General features: G+C 73.5%; 21 protein-coding genes. 11 read left to right on the top strand and 10 right to left on the bottom strand.

Features of this window, described 5'->3' with window-relative positions; translation table 11 throughout:
• Positions 1-109: 109 nt before the first annotated feature.
• The 3 genes from AB0F62_RS35715 to AB0F62_RS35705 all read right to left on the bottom strand — a co-directional run bounded on the left by AB0F62_RS35715 (position 110) and on the right by AB0F62_RS35705 (position 5110).
• Positions 110-2077 (bottom strand): phosphocholine-specific phospholipase C, encoded by a 1968-nt coding sequence (locus tag AB0F62_RS35715; protein WP_361809356.1) that lies wholly within the window; start codon positions 2075-2077, stop codon positions 110-112.
• 27 nt (positions 2078-2104) lie between these two features.
• Positions 2105-3871: a hypothetical protein gene (locus tag AB0F62_RS35710; RefSeq protein WP_361809354.1), complete on the bottom strand. Its 1767-nt coding sequence runs from the start codon at positions 3869-3871 to the stop codon at positions 2105-2107.
• A gap of 342 nt (positions 3872-4213) precedes the next feature.
• Positions 4214-5110, bottom strand: a complete 897-nt coding sequence (locus tag AB0F62_RS35705; RefSeq protein ID WP_361809360.1) for a glycoside hydrolase family 19 protein — start codon at positions 5108-5110, stop codon at positions 4214-4216.
• A 281-nt stretch (positions 5111-5391) separates the two neighbouring features.
• Here AB0F62_RS35705 and AB0F62_RS35700 point away from each other — a divergent pair, with 281 nt between their 5' ends.
• Entirely contained in the window at positions 5392-6762 is a 1371-nt protein-coding gene (locus AB0F62_RS35700) for an FAD-binding oxidoreductase (RefSeq protein ID WP_361809352.1), read from the top strand.
• Positions 6763-6810: 48 nt separating this feature from the next.
• Here AB0F62_RS35700 and AB0F62_RS35695 read toward each other — a convergent pair whose 3' ends face one another.
• The 4 genes from AB0F62_RS35695 to AB0F62_RS35680 form a co-directional block, all read right to left on the bottom strand.
• Positions 6811-7782, bottom strand: a complete 972-nt coding sequence (locus AB0F62_RS35695) for an aldo/keto reductase (RefSeq protein WP_361809350.1) — start codon at positions 7780-7782, stop codon at positions 6811-6813.
• A 494-nt stretch (positions 7783-8276) separates the two neighbouring features.
• Positions 8277-8561 (bottom strand): hypothetical protein, encoded by a 285-nt coding sequence (locus AB0F62_RS35690; RefSeq protein ID WP_361809348.1) that lies wholly within the window; start codon positions 8559-8561, stop codon positions 8277-8279.
• Positions 8562-8579: 18 nt separating this feature from the next.
• Positions 8580-8792 carry a hypothetical protein gene (locus AB0F62_RS35685; protein ID WP_361809346.1) on the bottom strand — a complete coding sequence of 71 codons (213 nt, stop codon included), beginning with the start codon at positions 8790-8792 and terminating at the stop codon, positions 8580-8582.
• A gap of 99 nt (positions 8793-8891) precedes the next feature.
• The gene (locus AB0F62_RS35680; RefSeq protein ID WP_361809344.1) at positions 8892-10802 is read right to left on the bottom strand and encodes a HEAT repeat domain-containing protein; all 1911 of its coding nucleotides are present in this window, start codon (positions 10800-10802) and stop codon (positions 8892-8894) included.
• A 133-nt stretch (positions 10803-10935) separates the two neighbouring features.
• Here AB0F62_RS35680 and ppk2 point away from each other — a divergent pair, with 133 nt between their 5' ends.
• From ppk2 to AB0F62_RS35640, 8 genes are all read left to right on the top strand, one after another.
• Complete coding sequence (gene ppk2, locus AB0F62_RS35675; RefSeq protein WP_361809342.1) at positions 10936-11742, top strand: polyphosphate kinase 2; 807 nt, start codon at positions 10936-10938, stop codon at positions 11740-11742.
• 411 nt (positions 11743-12153) lie between these two features.
• Positions 12154-12906 (top strand): class I SAM-dependent methyltransferase, encoded by a 753-nt coding sequence (locus tag AB0F62_RS35670; RefSeq protein ID WP_361809340.1) that lies wholly within the window; start codon positions 12154-12156, stop codon positions 12904-12906.
• 70 nt (positions 12907-12976) lie between these two features.
• Entirely contained in the window at positions 12977-13900 is a 924-nt protein-coding gene (locus AB0F62_RS35665; RefSeq protein ID WP_361809338.1) for a Gmad2 immunoglobulin-like domain-containing protein, read from the top strand.
• A gap of 85 nt (positions 13901-13985) precedes the next feature.
• A complete protein-coding gene (locus AB0F62_RS35660; protein ID WP_361809336.1) occupies positions 13986-14630 on the top strand; it encodes a CBS domain-containing protein in 645 nt (214 codons plus the stop codon).
• Between the two features lie 88 nt (positions 14631-14718).
• Positions 14719-15786 (top strand): alcohol dehydrogenase catalytic domain-containing protein, encoded by a 1068-nt coding sequence (locus tag AB0F62_RS35655; protein WP_361809334.1) that lies wholly within the window; start codon positions 14719-14721, stop codon positions 15784-15786.
• Between the two features lie 212 nt (positions 15787-15998).
• Positions 15999-17942 (top strand): amino acid transporter, encoded by a 1944-nt coding sequence (locus AB0F62_RS35650; RefSeq protein ID WP_361809331.1) that lies wholly within the window; start codon positions 15999-16001, stop codon positions 17940-17942.
• 96 nt (positions 17943-18038) lie between these two features.
• The gene (locus tag AB0F62_RS35645; protein ID WP_361809328.1) at positions 18039-18572 is read left to right on the top strand and encodes a hypothetical protein; all 534 of its coding nucleotides are present in this window, start codon (positions 18039-18041) and stop codon (positions 18570-18572) included.
• 108 nt (positions 18573-18680) lie between these two features.
• Positions 18681-19175 carry a universal stress protein gene (locus tag AB0F62_RS35640; protein WP_361809325.1) on the top strand — a complete coding sequence of 165 codons (495 nt, stop codon included), beginning with the start codon at positions 18681-18683 and terminating at the stop codon, positions 19173-19175.
• A gap of 17 nt (positions 19176-19192) precedes the next feature.
• Here AB0F62_RS35640 and AB0F62_RS35635 read toward each other — a convergent pair whose 3' ends face one another.
• Positions 19193-20698, bottom strand: coding sequence for an alpha/beta hydrolase (locus tag AB0F62_RS35635; protein ID WP_361809322.1), 1506 nt, complete (start codon positions 20696-20698; stop codon positions 19193-19195).
• Between the two features lie 96 nt (positions 20699-20794).
• On the opposite strand from AB0F62_RS35635, the gene AB0F62_RS35630 reads away from it, so the two are divergent.
• Positions 20795-21715 (top strand): MerR family transcriptional regulator, encoded by a 921-nt coding sequence (locus AB0F62_RS35630; RefSeq protein WP_361809319.1) that lies wholly within the window; start codon positions 20795-20797, stop codon positions 21713-21715.
• 108 nt (positions 21716-21823) lie between these two features.
• Here AB0F62_RS35630 and map read toward each other — a convergent pair whose 3' ends face one another.
• Entirely contained in the window at positions 21824-22591 is a 768-nt protein-coding gene (map, locus tag AB0F62_RS35625) for a type I methionyl aminopeptidase (RefSeq protein ID WP_361809316.1), read from the bottom strand.
• 66 nt (positions 22592-22657) lie between these two features.
• On the opposite strand from map, the gene AB0F62_RS35620 reads away from it, so the two are divergent.
• Positions 22658-22939 carry a helix-turn-helix transcriptional regulator gene (locus AB0F62_RS35620; protein WP_361809313.1) on the top strand — a complete coding sequence of 94 codons (282 nt, stop codon included), beginning with the start codon at positions 22658-22660 and terminating at the stop codon, positions 22937-22939.
• Positions 22940-23081: 142 nt separating this feature from the next.
• On the opposite strand, the gene AB0F62_RS35615 is transcribed toward AB0F62_RS35620, so the two are convergent.
• Positions 23082-24455 (bottom strand): hypothetical protein, encoded by a 1374-nt coding sequence (locus AB0F62_RS35615; protein WP_361809310.1) that lies wholly within the window; start codon positions 24453-24455, stop codon positions 23082-23084.
• Positions 24456-24564: the final 109 nt, after the last annotated feature.

Genomic DNA, 24564 nt, shown 5'->3' with positions numbered 1-24564 from the left:
GGAACGTCCACGCCACCCGTCGCAGCCGGGGCTCGGCCACCAGCGTCACGGACGCGAGCGCGCAGACCCCGCCGGCCACCGCCGCCACCCGTCCCGCCTGCGGTGTGCGTCACCCGGCGTGGACGGTGCCCGCGTACCGCTGCGCGAAGCGCGTTCCGGTTCCGGCGGTGACGGTGACGTCGTAACGGCCGCCGTCGGTGCGCCACGTCACCCGGGTGCGGTCGCCCGGACGGACCCACACGGTCTGCTCCTTGCCCGCGAAGTCGTTCGGCGTGAGCGTGAACGCCGCCTCGGTGCCGCCGTCGTTGCGCAGGTAGAACTCGACGGCCGCGTTCTCCGGCCGCCCGTCGTGCCGCAGCGTGGCCGTGACCCCCGGCACGGCGACGTCGTCCTGGCCGTCCGGGACGACCGTCCCGGAGAAGCGGCGGACGAAGCCGTCGGCGCCGTGCACGGAGAAGTCGTAGCGGCCGTCGGTGGCCGCCGCGTCCCACACATAGGTGCGCGACGAGCGCGCCGGGACCGTGAACGGCGTACCGGTGAAGGGCAGCGCCGTGTTCGGCAGCACCGTGAAGTGGTACCCGACGGTGCCGTCGTTGGTCAGCCGGCAGGTGACCTTGCCCTTGGCGCGGTCGACGGTCACCTCGGCCCACGGCCGGTACGGCAGCGGGCGCTGCGGCCGCCGCCCCTCCTCCTGCTCGGGCATGACCGACCGGTCCGGCACCTTCACCGGCGGCAGCGAATTGTTGGCGTCCGCCTTGGCCATGAGCGCCACCGTGTCCGGCAGCGCGGGGATGCTGTAGTCGGGCTTGGTGAAGTCGAAGCAGCTGGTGAGGTCGCCGCAGACGGTGCGCCGCCAGTCCGAGATGTTGGGCTCCCGCACCCCGGTGACGCGTTCGAGGAACCGCAGCACCGATGTGTGGTCGAAGACCTGCGAGTTGGTCCAGCCGCCGCGCGACCACGGCGACACGACCCACAGCGGCACCCGGCTGCCCAGGCCGATGGCCTTGCCGTTCGCGAACTCGTCCTTGGTGCCCGGCTCGGGGAACGGCGGGATGACGTGGTCGAAGTACCCGTCGTTCTCGTCGTACATGAGCAGGAAGACGGTGTGCTTCCACACGTCGGGGTTGGAGAACAGCGACTGGAGCGCCGTGTCGACCCAGTGCGCGCCGTAGTCGGGGCTGGCGGCGGGGTGCTCGCAGAACAGGTACGGCGCCACCAGCCAGGAGACGGTGGGCAGGGTGCCGTCCTTGCAGTGCTTGTCGAACGCCGTGAGGTCGAACTTCGTCATGGCGTTGACGTAGCGCGGGTCGTCCTTGGGGAACTCGTGGAACTGCTTGAAGTACGACAGCGCGTTGTCGTCGTAGTCGCCGTTGCGGTCGTCCGAGCCGTCGGGGTTGTGGTAGACGCGCCAGGTGACGCCTGCCTCCTCCAGCCGCTCGGCGTACGTCGTCCAGTCCGCCACCGGGTTGTCGGTGACCGGGGTGTTGTCGGTCCACGGGCCGGTGGTGCCGTCGACGCCGGGGCCGGCGGTGCCGGTCCACAGGTAGAGGCGGTTGGGGTCGGTGGGGCCGTTCAGCGAGCAGAAGTAGCCGTCGCAGAGGGTGAAGGCGTCGGCGAGCGCGTACTGGTAGGGGATGTCCTCGCGGGTGAAATAGCCCATGGTGCGCTCGCCCTTGGCGGACACCCACTTGTCCATGGCGCCGTTGTTGACGGCGGAGTGGCCGCTGTCCCAGTCGTGCGGGAGGCCGCCCGCGTTCTGGGCGTTGTACTTGGTGGTGTCCATGCGGAACGGGAGGAGGTGGCCCTCCTCGCGGCCGCGGGCGGGCTGGCGGAACACCGGGTCGCCGTTGGACAGTACGGCGGCCTGGCGGTCGCCGAAGCCGCGTACACCGCGGAGCGTGCCGAAGTAGTGGTCGAAGCTGCGGTTCTCCTGCATGAGGATCACCACGTGCCTGACGTCCTCGATGCTGCCGTGCCGGGGCCCGTGCCCGGCGGCCTCGGCCGTGCCGGGGAGTCCGACGGCTGCGGCGGCTCCCGCGGCGGTGCCGATGAAGGCGCGGCGGCTGAACTCGGTCATGGGGAAAGGTCCTTAGGTCGTTCGGGGTCAGCCGCGGGCGGACAGGGAGAAGGTGACGACGGCGGCCGCGTGGTCGGAGGGCCAGCCGTTGCCGGCGGTGTCCGGGACGGGCCGGGGCCAGCCGGTGACCAGGGTGTGCGCCTCGACGACCTTCAGCGGTCCCGCGTACTGGACCTGGTCGATGCGGTCCTGGGGTTCCGCGCCGCCGCCGTCGTCGTGCCGGGGCCTGACGGGTGACCAGGTGGTGCCGGGGTCCTTGACCGGGTTGGAGTGCTCGGCGCGGAAGGCGTCGGTGAGGCCGGCGTCCTCCAGGGCCTCGGTGACGGGCCAGCGGAGCCGGCCGGCTCCTCCGTGCGCGGACGACGTCCGGCTCGTCCAGTCGCGGTGCGAGGGCGAGGCGAGGCCGGCGGCGAGCACGACGGGGCCGCGGGAGGCGATGTCGCGGCGCATCGCGGCGACCAGCGCCTGCGTCTGCCGGTAGCGTGCGGTGTTCTTCTCCGCCGCCTCGACCTGCGCGGCCGTACGACCCGCGAGCACCGCGTACGGCCCGTAGTCGGCCTCGTCCAGTTGTGCCGTCCACAGCCGCACGGTGCGGTCGCCGGGCAGCCGCAGCGTCGCGGCGGCGGCGGGCAGCGCGGCGGTGGGGGCGACGGTGTCGTTGAGCGGATGGCGGCTCACGATGCCGAGGCCGCCGGCCTGGTGCACGTGCCAGCCGAGCGCGGCGGCCAGCCGCCGGGTGCCGTCGTCACCGCACTCCTGGAGTGCGACGGCGTCGAGGCCCTGGGTCAGCACGAGCCGCAACTGCTTCTCCAGGGAGCCGTCGACGTGGGAGCCCGCGTCCCAGAGGTTGAGCGTGGCGACCTTCAACGTCAGCCGGTCCCTGCTCGCCCGCACCGGCACCTGCACGGTGACGGTGTCGCCGCCCACGGCGCTGTCGGTGACGGCCACGACCAGCCGGCCGGGTGTGCGCGGCGCGAAGGCCGGGGCCCTGCCGCTGACGGTGCCGTCCGCGGCGACGGTCAGCCACGCGTCACCGCCGGCGCGCGTGAAGGTGGCGCTGCCCTCGGCGTTGCCCTCGGGCCGGATCCACAGGCCGCCGAGCTCGACGGAGAAGGCCGTTCCCGCGGTCTGCGCGGCGGTGGTGAGGGCGTCCACGACCGCGTGCGGGCGCGGGATCACGGGTCGCGGCACGAAGCTGAAGGGCGCGGTGCGGGCGAGGATGCCGTAGCCGTCCTTGGCCAGCAGGTAGGCGGTGTACGGCCCGCCGCTCAGCCCGGAGGTGTCGATGGTGATGTCGCCGGACGCGGCGGGGGTGTACTCCCAGGCGAGGGAGGCGCCGTTCCCGGGGATCCGGTCGCCGTCGTAGACGCCGATCCAGTTCTTGGCGTCGGGAGCGTCGGTGGTCCAGTGGAAGGAGACCTTGTCGCCCTCGAACGGGTGGGGCGTCCTCAGCTCGATCGAGTCGCCGGCGGGCGGTCCGGCGAAGGTGAACGGCTCGGTCTTGGCGAGGATGCCGTAGCCGTCCCTGGCCAGCAGGTAGACGGTGTAGGGCCCACCGCTCAGCCCGGAGGTGTCGAGGGTCGTCTTCCCCGAGGTTCCGGTGACGTACGTCCACACCAGCGAGCCGCTGCCGCTGCCCGGCAGGCGGTCGCCGTCGTAGACGCCGATCCAGTTCTTGGGGTCGGGGGCATCCGTCGACCAGGTGAAGGTCAGTTTGTCGCCGCGTTGCGGGGGCGTCGTCGAGTCGAGCGCGACGCTGCTCCCGGATGAGGCGACCTGTGAGCGGGATGGCACGGTGTTGGGTCCTCTCCGCCCCGGCACCGCCGCGGCGGCGTCCGGGTGGGCAAAGTTGTCTAGATAACTTCGCTCCCAGCAAGCCGTCCCCCGGCGACGAAACCGTGAACGACGGGTGGCCGCCGTCCGGGAATCAGGCGGAAATCTGAAGACCCCGCGCACGGACCGAGCGGCCTCCGCTCGTCTTCACACCCCGCCTGAGCAGCGACTTTGCGGCAAGGTCGCGCGCCACGGCGGCCCTTGAGGGAAAGGACCCGCCTCCCCCGAAGGTGATGCCCCAGGGGGAGGCGGCGTCATGTACCGTTCAGCGGCTCACACCCCCGCTGCGCGCAGCGGAGGCGTTCAGCAGCTGAGGTTGCCACCGGGGGCGACACCCAGGATCTGGGTGAACCGCTGGTAGTTGTTGACGCGGCTCTGCACCTGTGCCGGGTTGCGGCCGTCGCATTCCAGGGATCCGTTGATGGAGCGGATCGTCTGGCCGAAGCCGGCCTGGTTGACCATGGCGTTGTGCGGGGTCATGGTGCCCGGGCCGCTCTGGGTGTTCCAGTACCAGAGGCCGGTCTTCCAGGCCACGGCGGCGTTCTGCTCGACGAGCCAGGGGTTGCCCAGGAGGTCGATGCCGAGGGCGTCGCCGGCGGCCTTGTAGTTGAAGTTCCAGCTCAGCTGGATGGGGCCGCGGCCGTAGTAGGCGGCCTGGCCGGCGGGGCAGCCGTAGGGCTGGCCCCAGTCGCAGTAGTGGGGGTAGTTGGCGGTGTTCTGCTCGACGATGTGGACCAGCCCGCCGGTCTCGTGGGCGATGTTGGCGAGGAAGGCGGCGGCCTCCTGCTTCTTCACGGTGTCGCTGCCGGTCTTGGCGAAGCCGGGGTACGCGGAGAGCGCCGTGACCAGGCCGCTGTAGGTGTAGAACGAGTTCCGGCTCGGGAACATCTGGTTGAACTGGGCCTCGCTGACCACGAACCCGGAGGGGTTGCCCGGGTTGCCGGGGTCTGTCGTGCCGCCGCAGCTGCCCTGGTCGGCCCAGACGCCCCATTCGCCGGTGGTGCCGGGGGTCTCGCCCTGCGTCCACCATTTGGCCTGCCAGTTGTGGCCGTTGTGGGAGGCGCTCATGCCGCCGGTGTAGACGGCGCCGGCGCTCCACGGCGTGGCGCAGGTCGCGGCGGAGGCCGTACCGGCGGGGAGGGCGACGGCCAGTCCGGCGGCGGCCGTAAGGGTGGTCAGGGCGGCGAGGGTACGTCGCATCACCGTAACTGCTCCTTGTGTGGGGGGAGTTGCATTTCGCACTCAGCAATGAACCGGATTGGCCTATACCTGTCAAGGTCTAGACCAACATCCCGCCGCGGTCGCGACGCCGCCCCGGGTTGAGGCTCGGCCCCGTCGGCGTAGCGTTGAGATGAGGCCGGCAGCGGTGGCGGGCGGGCTCTCGGGCATCCGTGCGCGCCGCGGCGAGCCGCCCCGCCGGCCCAAGGCGGGCCGCGCCCTTCGGGCGGGCTCGCGCGGCAAGCGCACGAGGAGCGTCGGCCATGGGCAAGCCCTCAATCGACCACCTGCGGGAACGCGTGCGCGGGGCGGTGATCACTCCGGACGGCGAGGCCTACGACGAGGCCCGCAAGGTCCACAACGCGATGATCGACCGGCGGCCCGCCGTCATCGTGCGCTGCGCCAACGCCGGCGACGTCATCGCCGCGGTGGAGCACGCCCGGGAGAACGACCTCGATCTGGCCGTTCGCGGCGGCGCGCACAGCGTGCCCGGTTTCGGCACCTGCGACGACGGTGTGGTGGTGGACCTCTCCGCCATGCGCTCCGTACGCGTCGACCCGGGAATGCGGACCGCCCGCGCGGAGGGCGGCGCCACCTGGGGCGACGTCAACGCCGCGACGTACGCCTTCGGGCTCGCCACGACCGGCGGCATCATCTCCACCACGGGGGTCTCCGGGCTCACCCTGGGCGGCGGCATCGGCTACCTGTGCCGGGAGCTGGGGCTGAGCTGCGACAACCTCGTCTCGGCGGACGTGGTCACCGCGGACGGCCGGTTCCTCGTCGCCAGCGAGAAGGAGTACGACGACCTCTTCTGGGCCCTGCGCGGCGGCGGCGGCAACTTCGGCGTGGTCACCTCGTTCCAGTTCCGGCTCGGCCCGGTCAAGGACATCTACGGCGGTCCGATCTTCTACGACCTCGAGGACGCCGGCAGTGTGCTGCACGCCTACCGCGAGATCATCGCCGACGCCCCCGAACAGCTGGGCAGTTTCCCGGCGTTCCAGATCGCCCCGCCCCTGCCCTTCATCCCGGAGGACCGGCACGGCAAGGTCCACGTCGCGACCGTGAGCTGCTGGGCGGGCCCGCTCGACGAGGGCGAGCGGGCGCTGCGGCCCTTCCACGACATGGCGCCGGTCGTCGCCGAGCACGTCGGCCCGATGCCGTACCCGGCGCTCAACACCGCCTTCGACGCCCTCGTGCCGCCCGGCCTCCAGCACTACTGGAAGGCCAACTTCGTCACCGAGCTGACCGACGACGCCATCGCGGCGCACCTCGAACACGCCCCCGGTCTGCCCGCCGTCAACTCGACGGTGCACATCTACCCGATCGACGGCGCCTGCCACCGCGTCCCCCCGGACGCGACGGCCTTCGCCTACCGCGACGCGTCGTTCGCCACCGTCATCGCCGGCATGTGGCCGGATCCCGCCGGCAACGAGGCCAACATCGCCTGGGTGCGCGACTACTACCAGGCCCTGGCCCCGCTCTCGGAGGAGGGCGGATACATCAACTTCATGGCGGGGGACGATCAGGAGCGGATCCGGGCGAACTACAGGGGCAACTACGACCGGCTGGCCGAGGTCAAGCGGACATACGACCCCGGGAACCTGTTCCACCTCAACCAGAACATCAAGCCGTAGTCGCGGTCCTGGCGGAGGGCCGGCCGGCGGACGCTCCGGCGGTACGGCTCAGCCGAAGCCCACGACGTCGTGCGGCCGGTACGGCGCCTCCAGGGCCTTCAGCTCCTCCTCGGTGAGGCTCACGTCCAGCGCGGCGACGGCGTCCTCGAGGTGCGCGTTCCTGCCCACGCCGACGATCGGCGCCGTGATCCCGGGCTTCCCCAGCAGCCATGCCAGGGCGATCCGGGCCCGCGACAGCCCTCTGCGGGCCGCGATGTCCGCGACGGCCTCGACGATGACGCGGTCCTGCTCCTGGTACAGGGTCCGCCCGAACTCGTCGGTCTCCTGGCGGGCGCTGCCGGCGTCCCAGTCCCGGGTCAGCCGGCCCCGGGCGAGCGGGCTCCACGGGGTGACGCCGACGCCCTGGTCGGCGCAGAGCGGCAGCATCTCGCGCTCCTCCTCCCGGTGGAGGAGGTTGTAGTGGTTCTGCATGCTGACGAACTTCGTCCAGCCGCGCAGTTCCGCCGTGTACTGGGCCTTGGAGAACTGCCAGGCGTACATGGAGGACGCGCCGATGTACCGCGCCTTGCCCGACTTGACCACGTCGTGCAGGGCCTCCATCGTCTCCTCGACGGGGGTGTGCGGATCCCACCGGTGGACGATGTATAGGTCCACGTAGTCCGTCCCGAGGCGGCGCAGGCTCGCGTCGATCTCGGTGAGAACGGCCTTGCGGGACAGACCCGCCCCGTTCGGTCCGGGCCGCATGCGGCCGTGGACCTTGGTGGCCACGACGATCTCCTCCCGGCGCGCGTACTCGGCGAGGGCGCGGCCCACGATCTCCTCGCTGGTGCCGTCGGAGTAGACGTTGGCCGTGTCGAAGAACGTGATGCCCGCTTCGACGGCGCCCCGGATCAGCGGGCGGGCGGCGTCCTCGTCCAGCGTCCACGGATGGCCGCCTCGGTCGGGGGTCCCGTAGCTCATGCAGCCCAGGCATATCCGTGAGACGTCCAGGCCGGTGGTGCCGAGCTTCGTGTACTCCACGTCCTTGCCTCCGCTTGGTGGTGGGGTGGCTCCGGGTGCCGAACGGCCCTTCGAGTATGCAGGCCCGTGGATCTTCCGAAGACGACTCCGGTCCGGTCGGGGCGATGCGAGCCCGATGTCGGTAAAGACAGAGAACGCCGGGGATTAGATGTTTTGGCTCATCTGCCAGAGAGGGACGTGGGCGATGTCACATGCACCGATTTGATCCGTTCGCCATGGCTTTGACCTGCGACTTTTCGGAATGTCTTACTCCGCTTCCGGTGACTGCGCAGGTCAGGCCCTTGCGTCGACGGGAATGCTCCCGCAGAGTCCACTCGTAACCGGCCCCGGCCGCGAAGCGCGGCAGCCGGCATTCCGGGCGGGGGCTAGCTGAAAGGGTCCTCGTCACACATGCGCAACCAGGCCAAGCACCGCCGCGGACGTTCCCTGCGGCTCAAGGTGTCCGCCGCGGCTGTCGCCTCCGCCGCCGCGTTCGGTGGCACCGCGTGGGCGCTTCAGCAGTCCGGTTCCGACGGCCCCGGGGCGGACCGCAGCTCCGGCTCGTCCAAGGTCCACGTCACCTCCTCGACCGCGCCCGGCACGTCCACGCAGCCGCCGCGGGGGCTGGGCGAGGCCGACAGCGGCCGGCGCGATCCGGCCTCGAAGCCGAAGTCGAAGCCGAAGCGGGAGAAGAGCACCGGCGCGGCGCCCTCGAAGCGGCCGACCCCGGCGAAGGCCGCCCAACCGAAGCCCGTGAAGACCACGGCGAAGCCTGTGAAGCCGAAGCCCCCCACGAGCACGCCGACCCCGACGCCGAGTCACACCACCGCCCCGCCCGCCACCCCGCCGTCGACGCCCACCCCCACACCGACGCCGACGCACACACCGGACCCCACCCCGCCGGCCACCACTCCGACGCCGACCGCGACGCCGTCGGCCAGCGCCCCGTACGCCCCCGCACCGCCGGCCGCCGAGGCGGCCAAGCCCCCGGCGGCGGCCGCCCCGCGGACCGCGCCGCAGCGCGCGTACACCGAGCCGCCGTCCCCTTCCGCGGAGGTTCCCCGCCCGCACGGGCGCGGCCGCGGGCACGTCCCCGGGCCCTGGCTTCCGTTCCCGGCGACCGCCCCCGGTCAGACCGCGGGTGCTCCGGACGGCGCCGGGCCGGTCGGCTGAGCCCCCGGGGCAGCCGCCCCGCCTTCGCCGAGCAGGCGCGACGCGGTCTCGCGGAGGACGTCGTCGTCCGCACGCAGATGCTCGGGGACCCACTCCCACAGCGTCTCCATGAGCCGCCGGGGCGAATCCGCCCAGATACGGAGCCCCGGACGCAACTCGTCGGGCACGATCCCGATACGGCCCAGCATCCGCAATGCCGCGACCCCCGCGGGCGAGGGCCCCGCGAGCGCACTGAGAGCCGGGACGGCCAGGGACGGATCGCCGGTGATCCTCCACTGCGCCTCGGCGGCGCGCATCCTGTCCCAGTCGTAGCGTGCGTCGTGGAAGACCGCGATCCGCGGCAGCAGTCCGGCCGCGGCGGGGCCGAGGCACCCGGCCTCCCGCAGCGTCTCCGCTGCCCCCGTGCCATCGTCGAGGCGGAGCTCCAGCAGGTGCAGGGCCGGCTCCACCGGGCCGCCCAGACGCGCGCGGGCCACCGCGGCGGCGACCGCGAGCTCGTTGTCCCCGGTGACGTCACCCGCGGCCTCGGCGAGCAACCCGTCCAGCTCGGCGTCCCGCACCCCCCAGCGGCCGAACCGCCGTGCCAGCGGCAGCGCGCCGCGGCGCGCGCGCAGCAGGTCCTTCAATTCGGTCAGTAGCGCCGACACCGCCGGAGCGGTCAGCGTCACCAGGAGCTCGCCCAGGCGGTGGACGTCGGGGGTGCGCAGGGCCCGCCGTTGGTGGTCGGGACGCCCGGTGCGCGCGGCGAGCGCGATCAGTGCCTGCGGTGCGGGGGTCTCCACGGCGACCAGGAAGCGGTCGTCGCCCATGCGGCCGAGGGCGAGTTGGGCCGCGGCGGCGGTGGGACGGTGGTCCGACACCGCGTGCGCGAACAGTAGGTCGGCCAGCCGCGGATGCGGACGCGCCGCGCTCGGCAGCCACCACGCGACGGTCCGCAGACACAGGTCCAGCCGCCACGGATCCCGTTGTCGCGGCAGGGCTTCGGTGAGCAGCTCCAGCACGTCGTCCTGGCGATCCCGCCAGGTGTCGGCGAGTTCGGAGGCCAGCCGTGAGCCGCGCCCGCCGGCGTCACCCCCGCGGATCCAGTGCCGTGCCACGGTCAGGGCGGCCTCCGGATCGTCCTTGAGCAGTTCGGAACCGCGGTCGTCGGCCGCCCCGAGGCCGGGGAACGGCATGCTGTCGACGGCGGGCCCATCCGCAGCCGCCTCGGCCAGCACCCGCACCCACTCGGCGGGGAAGGGCGGCCCGGAGAGCTCCATGAGGGCCAGGGCCGCCGCCGCGCGGAGGATTGCGCTGCCGTCTTCGAGCGCCTCGCGCAGGCGCCGGCCGGCCGCCTCCCGGTCCGGGTCGAGCAGGGTCAGCGCCGTCAGGGCGTCGGCGCGGACCTCCGGATCCGGGTCGGCCGCATACCGCTCGACCAGCCGCCGCAGCGCCTCGGGCACGGTGTCCCCGGCCGCCAGGGAGGCCACACGGACGGCCGCGCGCCGTACCGCCTGGTCGTCGTCGGCCAGGAACGGCAGCAGCTCGGGGACGCAGGCCGCCACCCGCGCCCGTGCCTCCTCCGCGACGCCGGTGCGCGTCTCCCGTTCGCCCGCCGCCCCCGCGATCAGCAGCAACAGCTCGTCCCTGCGGCGGGTGAGATGCGCGACGGCGTGCACGAGGAAGGGAACGGCCGCCGCGGTGGCCGGGTACACCGTGCCCTGGTGGAGCAGGCGGCCGTCCATCGTGTCGAGGGCCTTGCCGATCCGCTCCGCGTCCCCCGAGTGGAGGTCGCGGATCAGGTCCGGCACGTCCCGGGCGCTGCCGTAGGCGTGCCACAGCTCCGCCCAGTCGACGGCGCCGAGTTCCTCAGGTGTCCGCGATCCCATACCCGTCACGGTAGAGGGCGCCACCGACAGTGGCGGCCTGGGCCGGTCGGCGGACCTCCGGGCCCGTTCCACCGCGTCGGGCGCCGCCGCGGCACGTACCGTGGGCGTCCTACGGAAGCGAGGGCACCGGGGCATGGGTGACAAGAAGCGGGACCGCCTGCCGCGCGGCGTGTACGAGCGCGAACTTCTGCGTCTACAGGTCGAGTTGGTCAAGCTGCAGGAGTGGGTGCGGGCCGGGGGGCACCGGCTCGTCGTCGTGTTCGAGGGCCGTGACGCGGCGGGCAAGGGCAGCACCATCAAGCGGGTCACGGAGCACCTCAACCCGCGCATCGCGCGGATCGCGGCGCTCCCCGCGCCGACCGAACGCGAGCGCACGCAGTGGTACTTCCAGCGGTACGTCGACCATCTGCCGGCCGGCGGCGAGATCGTGCTGTTCGACCGGAGCTGGTACAACCGCGCGGGCGTCGAGCATGTGATGGGCTTCTGCACCCCGGAGGAGCACGTTCGCTTCCTGCACCAGTGCCCGATCTTCGAACGCCTGCTGATCGAGGACGGCATCATCCTGCGCAAGTACTGGTTCTCCGTCAGCGACGCCGCGCAGGAACAGCGCTTCCGGGCGCGTCTGGAGGACCCCACCCGCCGTTGGAAGCTGTCGGGCATGGACCTGGAGTCCATCACGCGCTGGGAGGCCTACTCGCGGGCCAAGGACGAGATGTTCGTGCACACCGACATCCCCGAGGCGCCCTGGTACGTGGTCGGGAGCGACGACAAGCGCGCGGCCCGGATCAACATGATCGCCCACCTGCTGTCGAGCGTGCCGTACGAGGACGTCCCGCTGCCCGCCATCGAACTGCCGCCGCGGCCGCCGTCGACCGGCTACCAGCGGCCGCCGCGCGATCTGCAGACCTACGTCCCGGACCACGCGGCGGGGCTGCGCTGAGTGCGTTGCCCGCCGAGGTCGGGGGTGCGGGCGGTGGCCGGGTGAGGGCCGTTCACGGGGCGGGCGGGCGGGACGTCCCCCGCGACCCCGTCGGCGGGCCCCGCCGCCCCCGCCATGTCGCGGAGCGCCGCGAGCCGCGCGGGCCTCGGGCGCACATCGGCGGGGCGCGTGTCGGCCGTAGCGAATGGCGCCGGGAAACCCGCGCGAAAACCGTCCCCGGCGCGCCCGGAAACGGGCCCGGGACGGTGCACGGCGAGGGTCGGGACGGCCGCGCGGACGGGTCGCGCGGACGGGTGCCGCCCGCTCTCCCACAGCGCTCCACACGGCTGCCCAGACGATTCACCAACCCCCGCTGAGCTGGGCTTTCGCGTCTCCGAGCCGTAGCGTCTCCCCATCGGGAAAGGGGATCTGATGGATCGTGGCATTCGCGGTGTCGACGACGTGCTGAGGCTCATGGACGAACTGTTCGCGCCGGGGGCCGACCGCTGGACGGCCGGGGCGGCGGGCTGGTGGGACGACTTCTACGCCGACCGGTCCCGGCCGGTGCCGTTCTTCGTGGACAAGCCGGACGAGAACCTCGTGGAGTGGCTCGACCGGGGACTGATCGCGCCGGGCGGCCGCGCGCTGGACCTCGGCTGCGGTCCGGGGCGCAACGCGCGGTATCTGGCCTCCCGGGGGTTCTCGGTGGACGCCGTCGACCTCTCCCCCGCCGCCATCGCCTGGGCCCAGGACCGGGCCCGCGGGTCCGGGGCGGCCGTGCGCTTCCACCGCGGCGACGCCTTCGCCCTGGCCGGAACCGCGCTGCGGGGCCCGTACGACCTCATCCACGACTCGGGCTGCTTCCACCATCTGCCGCCGCACCGGCGCATCAGCTACCTCGCGCTGCTCGACGACGTCCTGGCGCCCGGCGGGCACCTGGTCCTGTCGTGCTTCGCGGCAGGCGGGATGGGGTCCGAGCTGTCCGACGCGGACTTCTACCGCGAGTCCCGCCTCCACGGCGGGCTGGCGTACACCCCGGAGGCGCTGCGCTGGATCTTCGCCGGCCTGACGGAGGTGGAACTGCGCCGCATGCACGACGAGCCCGCGGAGTCCGCGTGCTTCGGTGAGGACTTCCTCTGGACGGCGCTGTTCCGCCGTGACGCGGGAGCCGCAGCCGACGGGTGACCCGACCGGGTGATGGCGTACGGGAGCGGGACCGGGCAGTCTGTGCGACATGCCGGAGGGGAGGATTCACATGGACGGTGCCCGGCTTCCCGCCTCACGTCGCGCACGGGCGCTCGCCGCCCTGCTGTCGGCCGTCGCGTTGCTCTCCGCCTGCGGCGGCTCCGGACGGGACGCTTCCGGGGCTCCTTCCGGGGCTCCCTCCGGGACCTCCGCATCCGGCAAGCCCGCCACGGTGCCGGCCACGCCGGACCCATCCGCCTCCGCGTCGGCGTCCGCCACGGCGACGCCCCGCCGGGTCCACACGGCCGTCTACTTCCTGCACCAGGGCAAGCTGTCGGCGGCGCCGCGCACGGTCACCGGCCCGGCGACCGCCGCCGCGGCCCTGCGGGCCCTGCTCGCCGGCCCGAACGGCTACGAGCGCGGTCACGAGCGGGCGACGGCGATCCCGTCGGGCACGACGCTGCGGTCGCTGGCCGTACGCGACCGCGTCGCGACCGTCGACCTCTCGGGCCGCTACGACGACGCCTCCGGCACACCCGTGGAGTCCCGGCTCGCCCAGGTGGTGTTCACCGCGACGGGGTTCCCCGGCGTCGAGAAGGTGCGCTTCCGCGTGGACGGCGGGCCGCCGACCGGACTCGGCACGGCGGCCACCGGCCGCCCCCTCGCCCGCTCCGACTTCGAGGAGCTCTCCCCCGCCGTCCTCGTGGAGTCGCCCCTCCTCGGCGACACCGTCGCCACCCCGCTGCGCGTCCACGGCACAGCCAACACCTTCGAGGCGGAGTTCCGGCTGCGGATCTCCGACGGCTCGGGGCGGAAGATCGCCGACGTGCGGGTGTCGGCGACCTCGGGCAGCGGCACCCGGGGCACCTTCGACGTGACCGTGCCCTACCGCGCGGCGGGCGGTGGTCCCGGCACGCTCACGGCGTACGTCCTGTCCGCCGAGGACGGCCGGCGGATTGTCGTCGCCACGGTGCCGCTCACCCTCACGGGGTGAGCGGGTCCCGGCCGGCCCATGCGCACGCCGCCGCACCGGCCGAGACTGGAACCAGGGAACGCGTTGCGGGGTTCAGGAGGCCGCCATGAACGCCACCCGGCAGCCGATGACGGTGGACGCCGTGATGACGTGCAGGGTCGTCGCGGTCACCCGCCGCGCCTCGTTCAAGGAGATCGTCGGGGCCCTGGAGCGGTGGCACGTCGGCGCCGTTCCGGTGGTGGAGGACGGCACGCGCGTCGTGGGCGTCGTCTCCGAGGCCGACCTGCTGCGCGGGCAGGAGGGCCGGGAGGGCGTCCCGCCCGCGGTGGGCCGGCCCGCCGTGCACCGCGAGGCGGCGCTCACCGCCGAGGAGTTGATGACGGCCCCGGCGGTCACCGTGCACGGTGACGCGTCGCTCGCCCAGGCGGCCCGCACCATGGCGCGGCACCGGGTCAAACGGCTGCCGGTGGTCGACGCCGACGGCATGCTGACGGGCGTGGTCAGCCGGGGAGACCTGCTGAAGGTCTTCCTCCGGTCCGACGAGGACATCGCCCGGGACGTCCGGGAGAACGTGGTCGCCGGGCTCTTCCCGGGCGCGTGGCGGTCCGTCGAGGTCGACGTCGTGGACGGGGTCGTCACCCTGAGCGGACTGCTCGGCGACCGGTCCCTGGTACCCGTGGCGGACCGGCTGGTGCGGTCCGTCGAAGGCGTCGTGGACGTGCGTTTCGAGCTCACGCCGAACCGCGTCTGACGCCCGGCCCCGGCGGCGGATGCGAGGTCCGCCGGCCGAGCCCACGCTGGGAGGGGAACACACCACCAGCCCGAAGGAGCGGATCGCCATGAAGGCATGGGTCTTCCAGGGTCCGGGACGGGCCTCCTGGCAGGAGGTCGCCGATCCGGTCCTCCAGGACGCGGGGGACGCGATCGTCCGCGTCGACACGGTCGCCGTCTGCGGCACCGACCTGCACATCCTCAAGGGCGACGTGCCGGACGTGGCTCCCGGTACGGTGCTCGGCCACGAGGCCGTGGGCGAGGTGGTCGAGACCGGCACGGACGTCGACACCGTCCGACCAGGCGACCGGGTGCTGATCAGTTGCGTCTCCGGGTGCGGACACTGCCGGTTCTGCCGTGTGCAGGCCTACGGGCAGTGCCTGGACGGCGGCGGCTGGGTGCTCGGGCACCTGATCGACGGCACACAGGCCGAGTACGTGCGCGTGCCGTACGCGGACACCTCGCTGCACGCGCTGCCGCACAACGTGAGCGGGCAGGACGCCGTGCTGCTCGCCGACATCTTCCCGACCGCCTACGAAGTGGGCGTCCTCAACGGCGGGGTGCGCCCGGGGGACACCGTCGCGATCGTCGGTTGCGGCCCGATCGGCCTCGCCGCCATCGCCGCCGCGCACCTGTGCTCCCCGCACACGGTCATCGCCGTCGACGTGGCGGCGGCCCGCCTCCAGGCCGCCAAGAACCTGGGCGCGGAAGCGGTGGTCTCGGCGGGCGAGCAGCCCGAGCAGCTGGTCGCCGACCTCACCGGGGGGCTCGGCGCGGACGTGGTGATCGAGGCGGTGGGGCTGCCGGAGACCTTCGAGCTGTGCACGCGGATGGTCCGGCCCGGCGGCCGCGTGGCCAACGTGGGGGTGCACGGCCGGCCGGTCACGCTCCACCTCGAGCGGCTGTGGAACCGCAACGTCACCATCACCACGGGCCTGGTCGACACCTACTCGACACCCACCCTGCTGCGCCTGCTGGAGGCCGGCAAGCTGCCGACCTCCTCGTTCGTCACCCACACCTTCGAGCTGCACGAGATGGCCGAGGCCTACGACGTCTTCGCGGCGGCGGCCGACACCGGCGCCCTCAAGGTCGTCCTGGGGGAGGCGCACCACGACGTCCTCGTGCCCAGGATCTGACGGGGCCGGTCGGCCGGAACCGAGAAGGACGGGAGAGTGCGTGAGGGAGTCGGGAGAGTGCGTAAAGGACGCGTCAGGGACCGCACCGCCGCTCTTGACGGAATCTTAACGGCGCCGAGCGGCGGTACGGGAAATCGGGCGCCGCCGGGTGCGTACGCTGACCAGGCCATCTCGTGGTGGCGGGAACCAGTCGCAGTACGTCAGGAGCATCGATGACCTCCCCCGTCCCTACGAGTCGTCTGCGTGCGTGGATGCTCGAAGGCCTGTCCGACATGGCCGGGCACCAGCAGGGCGGGCAGGCGGCCCCGGACAGCGGGCACCGCGGCCAGCGCTGGTGGCGCGTGATGTGCCTGACGGGTGTCGACTACTTCTCCACCCTCGGCTACCAGCCCGGTATCGCGGCGCTGGCGGCGGGCCTGCTGTCGCCGATCGCCACGATCGTCCTGGTCGTCGTCACCCTCGCCGGCGCCCTGCCCGTGTACCGCCGGGTGGCCGAGGAGAGCCCGCGCGGCGAGGGCTCGATCGCGATGCTGGAGCGGCTGCTGTCGTTCTGGCAGGGCAAGCTCTTCGTCCTGACGCTGCTGGGCTTCGCGGCGACGGACTTCCTGATCACGATCACGCTGTCGGCGGCCGACGCCTCCACCCACCTGGTGGAGAACCCGCATCTGTCCGAGGCGCTGCACGGGCGGCAACTGCTCATCACTCTGCTGCTGGTCGCGCTGCTCGGCGCCGTGTTCATGAAGGGCTTCCTGGAGGCGATCGGCGTCGCGGTCGCCCTGGTGGGCGTCTACCTGGCACTCAACGTGGTCGTCGTGGCCGTCGGCCTGTGGCATGTGGCCACCGCGGGCCATGTGATCACGGACTGGTCGAACGCGCTGACCACGCAGCACGGCAACGTCCTGGTGATGGTGGGCCTGGCGCTGCTGGTCTTCCCGAAACTCGCGCTCGGCCTGTCCGGCTTCGAGACCGGCGTGGCGGTCATGCCGCACGTCAAGGGCGACCCCTCCGACACCGAGGAGCGACCCGCCGGGCGGATCCGCGACACGAAGAAGCTGCTGACCACCGCAGCCGTGATCATGAGCTGCTTCCTGATCGCCACCAGCTTCATCACGACGCTGCTCATCCCCGCCGACGAGTTCAAGGCGGGCGGCCAGGCCAACGGCCGTGCGCTGGCCTACCTCGCCCACGAGTACCTGGGGAACCTCTTCGGCACCGTCTACGACGTCTCCACGATCTGCATCCTGTGGTTCGCCGGTGCCTCGGCCATGGCCGGGCTCCTCAACCTCATGCCCCGCTACCTCCCCCGCTACGGCATGGCGCCGCACTGGGCGCGCGCGGTCCGCCCCATGGTGCTGGTCTTCACCCTCGTCGCGTTCCTGGTCACCTGGATCTTCGACGCCGACGTCGACGCCCAGGGCGGCGCCTACGCGACCGGCGTGCTGGTGCTCATCTCCTCCGCGGCGATCGCGGTGACCATCGCGGCCCGCAAGGCCCGGCAGCGCAACTGGACGATCGCCTTCGGGGTGATCTCCGCCGTCTTCCTCTACACGACCGTCGCCAACGTCGTCGAGCGTCCGGACGGTGTGAAGATCGGTGCCTGCTTCATCGTCGGCATCATGCTGATCTCCCTGCTGTCGCGGCTCGCCCGCGCCTTCGAGCTGCGCATCACCGGCATCAGCATGGACGCCATGGCCGAGCGCTTCGTTCGGGACATCTCCCACCGCACGATCCGCTTCATCGCCAACGAGCCCGACAACCGCGACCTCGCCGAGTACCGGGACAAGATCAAGCAGATCCGCGCCGACAACGACCTGCCGATCGAGGAGGACTTCGTCTTCGTCGAGGTCACCATCTCCGACCCGTCCGAGTTCGAGGCGGGCCTCGTGGTCCGCGGCGAGGTGCTCCACGGCCGCTACCGCGTCCTGACCCTGGAGAGCTCCTCCATCCCCAACGCGCTGGCGGCGCTACTCCTGCACGTCCGCGACACCACCGGGCAGCGCCCGCACATCTACTTCGAGTGGACCGAGGGCACCCCCTTCGCCAACTTCCTGCGCTTCTTCCTCTTCGGGCAGGGCGAGGTCGCGCCCGTCACCCGCGAGGTCCTGCGCGAGGCCGAGCCCGACCGAAGCCGCCGGCCCCGCGTCCACGTCGGCTGAACCCCGCGTCAGGGAGCCGCAAAGACCGGACCGGCGCTCGTCAGGGTGCCGTCAGGGCCACACTCGCGGGGCGCGGCCCTGTCTACGGTCGGCCCCATGGAACGGCGAACGGCTCCCCGGCCGGCGGGGCACGGCACCATCGGCGACCGCCATTGGCGCAGGGACCTCCGGCGCGCCGCGGGCTGCGCCCTGGCCTTCCTGTGCCTGGCGGTGGCGCTCGACGCGGCCGCGGGCACCCTCACCGCGCGGCGCGCGGCGCTGTGGCCCGCCCTCGCCGCCGTCGTCCTCGTGCTGCTGTGCCCCTCCCGCGTGACCGCGGGCGACGGCTGGCTGGCGGTGCGCGGCCCGCTGCGGGAGCGGCGGGTGCGGACCGACGCGCTCACGGTGGTCCGCCAGTCCCCCGGCCTCTCGCGCCACCTGATCCTGTGGGACGCGGACGACCGGTGGCTGGAGCTCGATCCCCGTGTCCTGGAGGCCGATCCGCTGCTCTGGCACCGGTTGGACGCGGGCGCCCGCCGCTCCCGCGACGACGGCACCCTGCGTGAAGGGGCCGAGGTGCTGGGGCGGCTGGGCGAGCGGATCGACGGCGCCGCGGCGCGCGCGGTGCTCGAGGCGTCCGGGATGGGGTGACGGGCCGCGCCGGTCGGTGTCCGTGTCGTGGTGGGTCGTGGGCGACTCGTCGTACGTCGTGAGTCGGGAAGTTCGGGAAGTCGGGAAGTTCGGGAAGCGAGGCAGTACGTGATCGAGTCGCCGGATCGCCGCGCGTCGGCCGCCGGCCGGCGCGTGGTCGTCGGCGTCAGCGGTTCCTCCGGCAGCCTGGCCGCGCTGTACCGGGCGGCGGCGGAGGCCCGCTCGAGAACCGCGGGACTGCTGGTGGTGCTGGCCTGGGAGCCGCCGCCGGAGGAGTTCTCCCACCGCCGGATCCCCCTCCCGCCCAGGCCTTTCGACTGGGAGGAGGAGGCGCGGCAGCGGCTGCGCCTGACACTGGACGACGCCTTCGGCGCCGCCACCGTCCCCGGGGTACCGGACCTCCGCGTGGAGACCGGGCGCGGGCCCGCGGGGTACGTCCTGGTCAAGGCGGCCGCCCGCGGTGACGACCTGCTGGTGGTGGGCACGGGGTCGCGCGGCCTGCTGCCGCGTGCGCTGCGCGGTTCGGTCGCCCGCTACTGCGTCGCGCACGCGGCCTGCCCGGTGCTGGCCGTACCGCCGGCCCGGCTCCGCGCCGGGGTCTGAGCGGCGGGCGGCGGGCCTCAGAACCGCAGGTGGCCGAGGACGGTGCGCAGCGCGCGTTCCACGGCGCCGCGCGCCTGCTCGCCGTGGTCGGTCGTCTCGAAGCCGTGCCGGCCGTCGGGCAGGTCCACCACCTCGACGGCGGCCGCGCCGTGCTCGGCGGCGGCAAGGAACTCCTCGACCGTCGCCGCGATCTCCGGCCGTTCCCGCCCCACCCGGGTGAGCACGATCGGCAGCGCCCCCGCGCCGCCCACCGCGGACGCCGGGCGGAAACGGAACGCGGACAGACCCCAGTTGGGCAGTGGCGCGAGGACGGGGTAGGTGGCCGCCAGGCAGCGCAGCCACCCCGGGGGCGCCGCCAGCCAGTCCGCGGACAGCAGCCCTCCGGCGGAGAAGAACCACAGCGCGACCCGCTCGGCGTCGACGCGCGGGTCGGCGCGGACCAGCTCGACCGCCGCCGCGAGGTCCTCGGCAGCGCGCGGGAAGTCGCCGATCTCGTGCAGCCGGTGGTCGAGGGTCACGCCGACCGCTCCGAGCTCCGCCGCACGGCGGCCGTACCCGACGAAGGCCGGCCAGTCGCGGGGGGTCGGCCGCGCTCCCGGTGGCACCGGGCCACCGTGCACGAACACCACGGCCGGCCGTGGTCCGCCGGCGTCGGGAAGGTACAGGTCGACCCGCCCGTGACGTTCGCGAGGGCGCTCGGGGACGTCGAGGAGGAAGGGACGCAGGTGCGCGGGCGGCTCACCCGTCGCCGTGATCCGGTGCCCTTCCCCGGCGGCGGCCCTCAGCAGGACCTCGGCGAGTTCACCGGGCACGGAGAGCATCGGCCAGTGACCGGTGGCGAGTTCGAAGAAGGTCACACGGGGTTCGGTGAGCGCCTGGAGCCCGGGGTGCCCGAGGCTCACCAGCCCCTCCACCAAGGCGATGCTCGAACCGTTGCCCGTGCACAGGACTCCGGTCGTGGGCAGGGCCGCGCCCGCCCCCGACAGGCGCAGCGGCTCGGTGAGCGTCCCGGCCGGCTGGGGTGCGGCGCGTGCGGCCAGCCGGGCCAGCGCGTCGCCGGGGACACCGGCGGTACTGCCCCAGCGTTCCCACGCCCCGGGCGGCGGCGGGGCGACGCGCCGGTCGCCGCCGCTCCGGCCGGCCGGGCCGGAGAACCGCTCGCGGAGCTCCTGGTCCGGCACCAGCTTCAGCGGCGGGTCGCCGTCCTGCGGCATCCCGGCGTCCAGATGGACGACGCGGGCGATCCGACCGGCACGCCGGTCGGCGGCGGCGACCACCGGATGGATGCCGTATCCGTGGCCGACGAGCACCACGTCCGTGCCGTCCAGCGCGTCGACGACCCGCAGCACGTCCCGGATGTGGGTCTCCAGGCAGGTGCCGGGCCCGGGCGGCGCGCCGTGCCCGCGCATGCCGGTGAGGGTCACCGGGTGGGCGCCGGCGCCCGACTCCCGGAGCCGGTCCGCGACCTCCCCCCAGACCCAGCCCCCGGTGTGGGCCTCGGGAACCAGTACAAAATCCGTCATGTGTGCCTCCCCGTACGCGATGGCCGGCGGCCCGGCCCCACCGGCCGTCCGCGCTCGCCGGTACGGTAGGAACTCCCCCTGAGGGAGGTTCAAGCGGTGGAATCCGACAGCACGTTGAGCATCGGGGAACTCGCCGAGCGGGCCGGTGTCTCCGTCAAGACCGTGCGCTTCTACTCGGACCGCGGCCTGCTGCCCGAGTCCGCCCGCAGCGCCGGCGGCCACCGCCGCTACGCCCCCGAGGCGCTCGACCGGCTGCGGCTGATCCGCTCCCTGCGCGCACTGGACCTGCCGGTGTCCGAGGTGGGCCGGGTCCTGGAGCGGGACGACGCCCTGGAGGACGTCGTGGCGGGACACCTGCGGGCCCTGGGCTCCCGGCTGGCCGCTCTTCGCTGGCGGGAGTCGGCCCTGCGGCTGCTGCAGGACTGCACGGCCGAGGAGCGCGCCGAGCGGCTGGGCCTGATCGGCGCCGTCTCCGTTCCGCCCGGCACGGATGCGATGGCCCGCTTCTGGCGCCGGTGGCTGTTCCCCGCGCGGCTGCCCGCCCCCTTGGTCTCCCGGATCGTCGAACTCGCCGTCCCCCAGCCCCCCGACGATCCGAGCCCGGCCCAAGTGCTCGCCTTCGCCCGGCTGCACGCCTTCGTCTCGGCGTCCTGCCCGCCCGGCGATGTGCGCTGGCTCGCGGCGCACCGGCCGGACGCGGGCCCGCGTCCGGCCGTCCTGTACGAGGGCCTGGACGAGGCCTACGGGTTGGCCGCGCCGGAGGTCCGGGCAGGCCGCCCGCCGGGGGACGGAGAGGCGCTCGACTGCTTCGTCGGCGCCCACGCGCGGTCCTTCGGGGCGCACGACTCCCCGGACTTCCGCCGCCGCCTGAACGGCCTGCTCTCCGTGGAACCCCGCATCGACCGCTACTGGGAACTGGTGGGCGAGGTCAGGGGCCCTTCGCAGCCGACGCCGGGTGCCGCCCACACGTGGCTGCGCGCCGCGCTCGACGCCCAGGTCGCCGGCACGGCCGCCTGAAGACCCGGGTCGCGGGGCGAGTCGCCGCGCGGGTCACGATGCCGGTACCGTCGCATGTCACGTCGCGGGTCACGATCCCGGTCACGCAGCCGGTCACGTCCCCGCGGGTCACAGCGCGGTGAGGATGCGCGGTCCCTCTTCCGTGACGGCGACGGTGTGCTCGATGTGGGCGGCTCGGCTGCCGTCCTCGGTGTGCAGGGTCCAGCCGTCGGGGGCGGTGCGGTAGCCGGCGCGTCCACCGGCCATCAGCATCGGCTCGATGGCGAGGGCCAGTCCGTGCCGCAGGGGGTAACCGCGGCCGGGCCGACCCTGGTTGGGCACATGGGGGTCCTCGTGCATCCGGCGGCCGATGCCGTGTCCGCCGAAGTCCGCGGGCATGCCGCACCGTGCCTCGCGCGCCACGGCGCCGATGGCGTGCGAGATGTCGCCGATCCGGTTGCCGACGGTCGCGGCGGCGATCCCGGCGTCCAGGGCACGCTGGGTGGCCTCGATGAGCCGCAGGTCCGCGGGGCGGGGCGTGCCGACGGTGAAGCTGATCGCGGCGTCGCCGGTCCAGCCGTCGAGTTCGGCACCGCAGTCGACACTGACCAGGTCTCCGTCCCGAAGCCGGTAGGCGGTGGGGATTCCGTGCACGAGCGCGTCGTTGACGGAGGTGCAGATCACCGCGGGAAACGGGGTGGGAGCGAACGACGGCCGGTAGCCGAGGAAGGGCGATCGCGCGCCCGCGGACTCCAGGACGGCGCGAGCCGCCTCGTCCAGTTCCAGCAGGGACACGCCGACGCTCGCCGCCGCGCGGGCGGCGGCGAGCGCCCGCGCCACAACGCGGCCGGCCTCCCGCATGGCCTCCAGCGCCGCGTCCGTCTTGATCTCCACCATGTCCGTGACTCCTTTTCCGGTCCCCTGGACGTCCCCAATTCTTATACCGGTATTAGTATCACGGGCATGGTGCGAACTCCTCTGACCCCCTGGGAACGGCAGCGCGGCGAACGCTTCGGGGCCCTGCTGCGCCGGGCCCGCGGGGACCGCAGCATGGTCGAGGTCGCGGCGGCGGCCGGCGTCTCCGCCGAGACCCTGCGCAAGATCGAGACGGGCCGCGCTCCCACGCCGGCCTTCTTCACGGTGGCGGCACTGGCCGCGGCACTGGACGTATCCCTGGACGAGCTGGCGGCGACCTGCGCGCCCGAGGCCGATGACGCGGACGACGGGCAGGCGCTGTCGGCGTGAGCCGCCGGGCACGGGCGCGGCACGGGGGCACACGGCCGAGCCTGAGCGGGAAGAGCCCGAGCGGGGAGAGTGATCGGCGGGCAGGGTTCGACGCCTCCCCGCCCGAGCGGGAGCGGTCCGGCGAAGCGCGGTCCGCGGCGCCTCAGCTTCCGAATCCGCCTCCGTCGCCGAAACCGCCGCCCCCGCCGCCCCCGAAGTCGCCGCCGAATCCACCGCCGAAGTCGCCCGGGTCGAAGTCTGCCCCCGAGTAGTCGCCGCCCTGCAGGTCCGGCCCGGCGCCGGCCAGGTCGTCGCCGTACGCGTACGGAGCGCCGAGCGAACTGCCGAGCAGGGTGCCCGCGAGGATGCCGGGCAGCAGCCCGCCGCCGTAGTAGCCGTGGGCCCAGGGCGCGTAGGCGGGGCCGGCCTCCCAGTACGGGCGCGGGCCCTGGGGCGTGCCGACCTGCCGGGCCATGGGCTCCTGGCCGTCGGCGAGCCGGGCGGCGTCGGCCGCGCACACCGGCACGGCCCGTTCTGCCCCGCCGCCCTCGGGGGTCCACGGCACGTCCCCGACGGAGGGACCGTGCCGCGGGTCGAAGAAGCACGGCGGACGGCGCTCGGGGAGCGGCCTGCCATCGATCCGCGCCTCCAAGGTGGCGAGCGCGAAGCGCCCCTCCTCCAAGGCGTGGCTCACCGGCCGCACGTCGTCCGGGGAATGCGCCCTGTCCATGGTGGCCTTGGCGGTGTCGTAGGCGTCGAGGGCACGGGTGTAGTCCTCGCGCATGGCGTCGTCCGCCGTCGGGCCGTTCGGATCGAAGCCGATCCGGCTCAGCTCCTCGCCGAAGGCGGTGATGTCCTCGTCCACCACCGGGCGCAGCTCGTCGAGCCGGGCCCTGTCCCGCTCCTCCCGCCTCCGCTTGGCGCGCCGGGAGACCAGGAACGCTCCCCCGCCCCCGAGGAGGAGCAGGACGGCGAGCGCGACGAGCAGCCCGGGCCCGCCGCTGCCCAGGCCGACGCTCACGGAGTCGTCGCCCCAGGACGACGGGGCGTGACCACGCACCTGGGGCAGCGCCTGGTCCACGAAGCCGGTGACCATCGCCGCGGGGTCCCCGGCGTCCGAGCGCCGCACGGCGCCGCTCAGGTTCTCCACCGCGTCGCGCGACATCACGACCGGATCGGCACCGGCGTCGAAGCGGTCGCCGAGGACGACGGCGTACACGCCGGTGACCCCGACCTTGGTCCGCAGGTCCTGGAGGAGGGTCGCGGAGGGGAATTCCGCGGTGGCCGGGAGCACGGCGACGAAGACCGGCCGGTCCGCCTTCTCGATGCGCCCGGCGAGGGTGTCGGCCTCGGCCCGCGGCAGGACGTCACGGGCGCGGGGGTCGACGTACACGGGACCGCCGCGCAGGGCCGCCGCCGCGGCGTCGAGGCCGTCCGCGGCACGTGCCGTGGAGCCCGTCGCGACGCCGACACACAGCACGGCCCAGATCACGGCGAGTACCGACGCGAGGCGGAGGATCCGCCGGACGGTCCCCATGGCTACGACGCTAACGCAGATCGGGTGTGCGTGGCGCCGCGAGCAGCCCGCGCGGGCGGTCCCCGAGTTCTCCGCTAGGCTGTTTTGTCGGTATTGGCCGACAATGAGC

This window comes from Streptomyces sp. NPDC026673 (assembly GCF_040638135.1).
Classification (GTDB): Bacteria; Actinomycetota; Actinomycetes; order Streptomycetales; family Streptomycetaceae; genus Actinacidiphila.
This window is presented reverse-complemented; position numbering and strand designations above follow the sequence as displayed.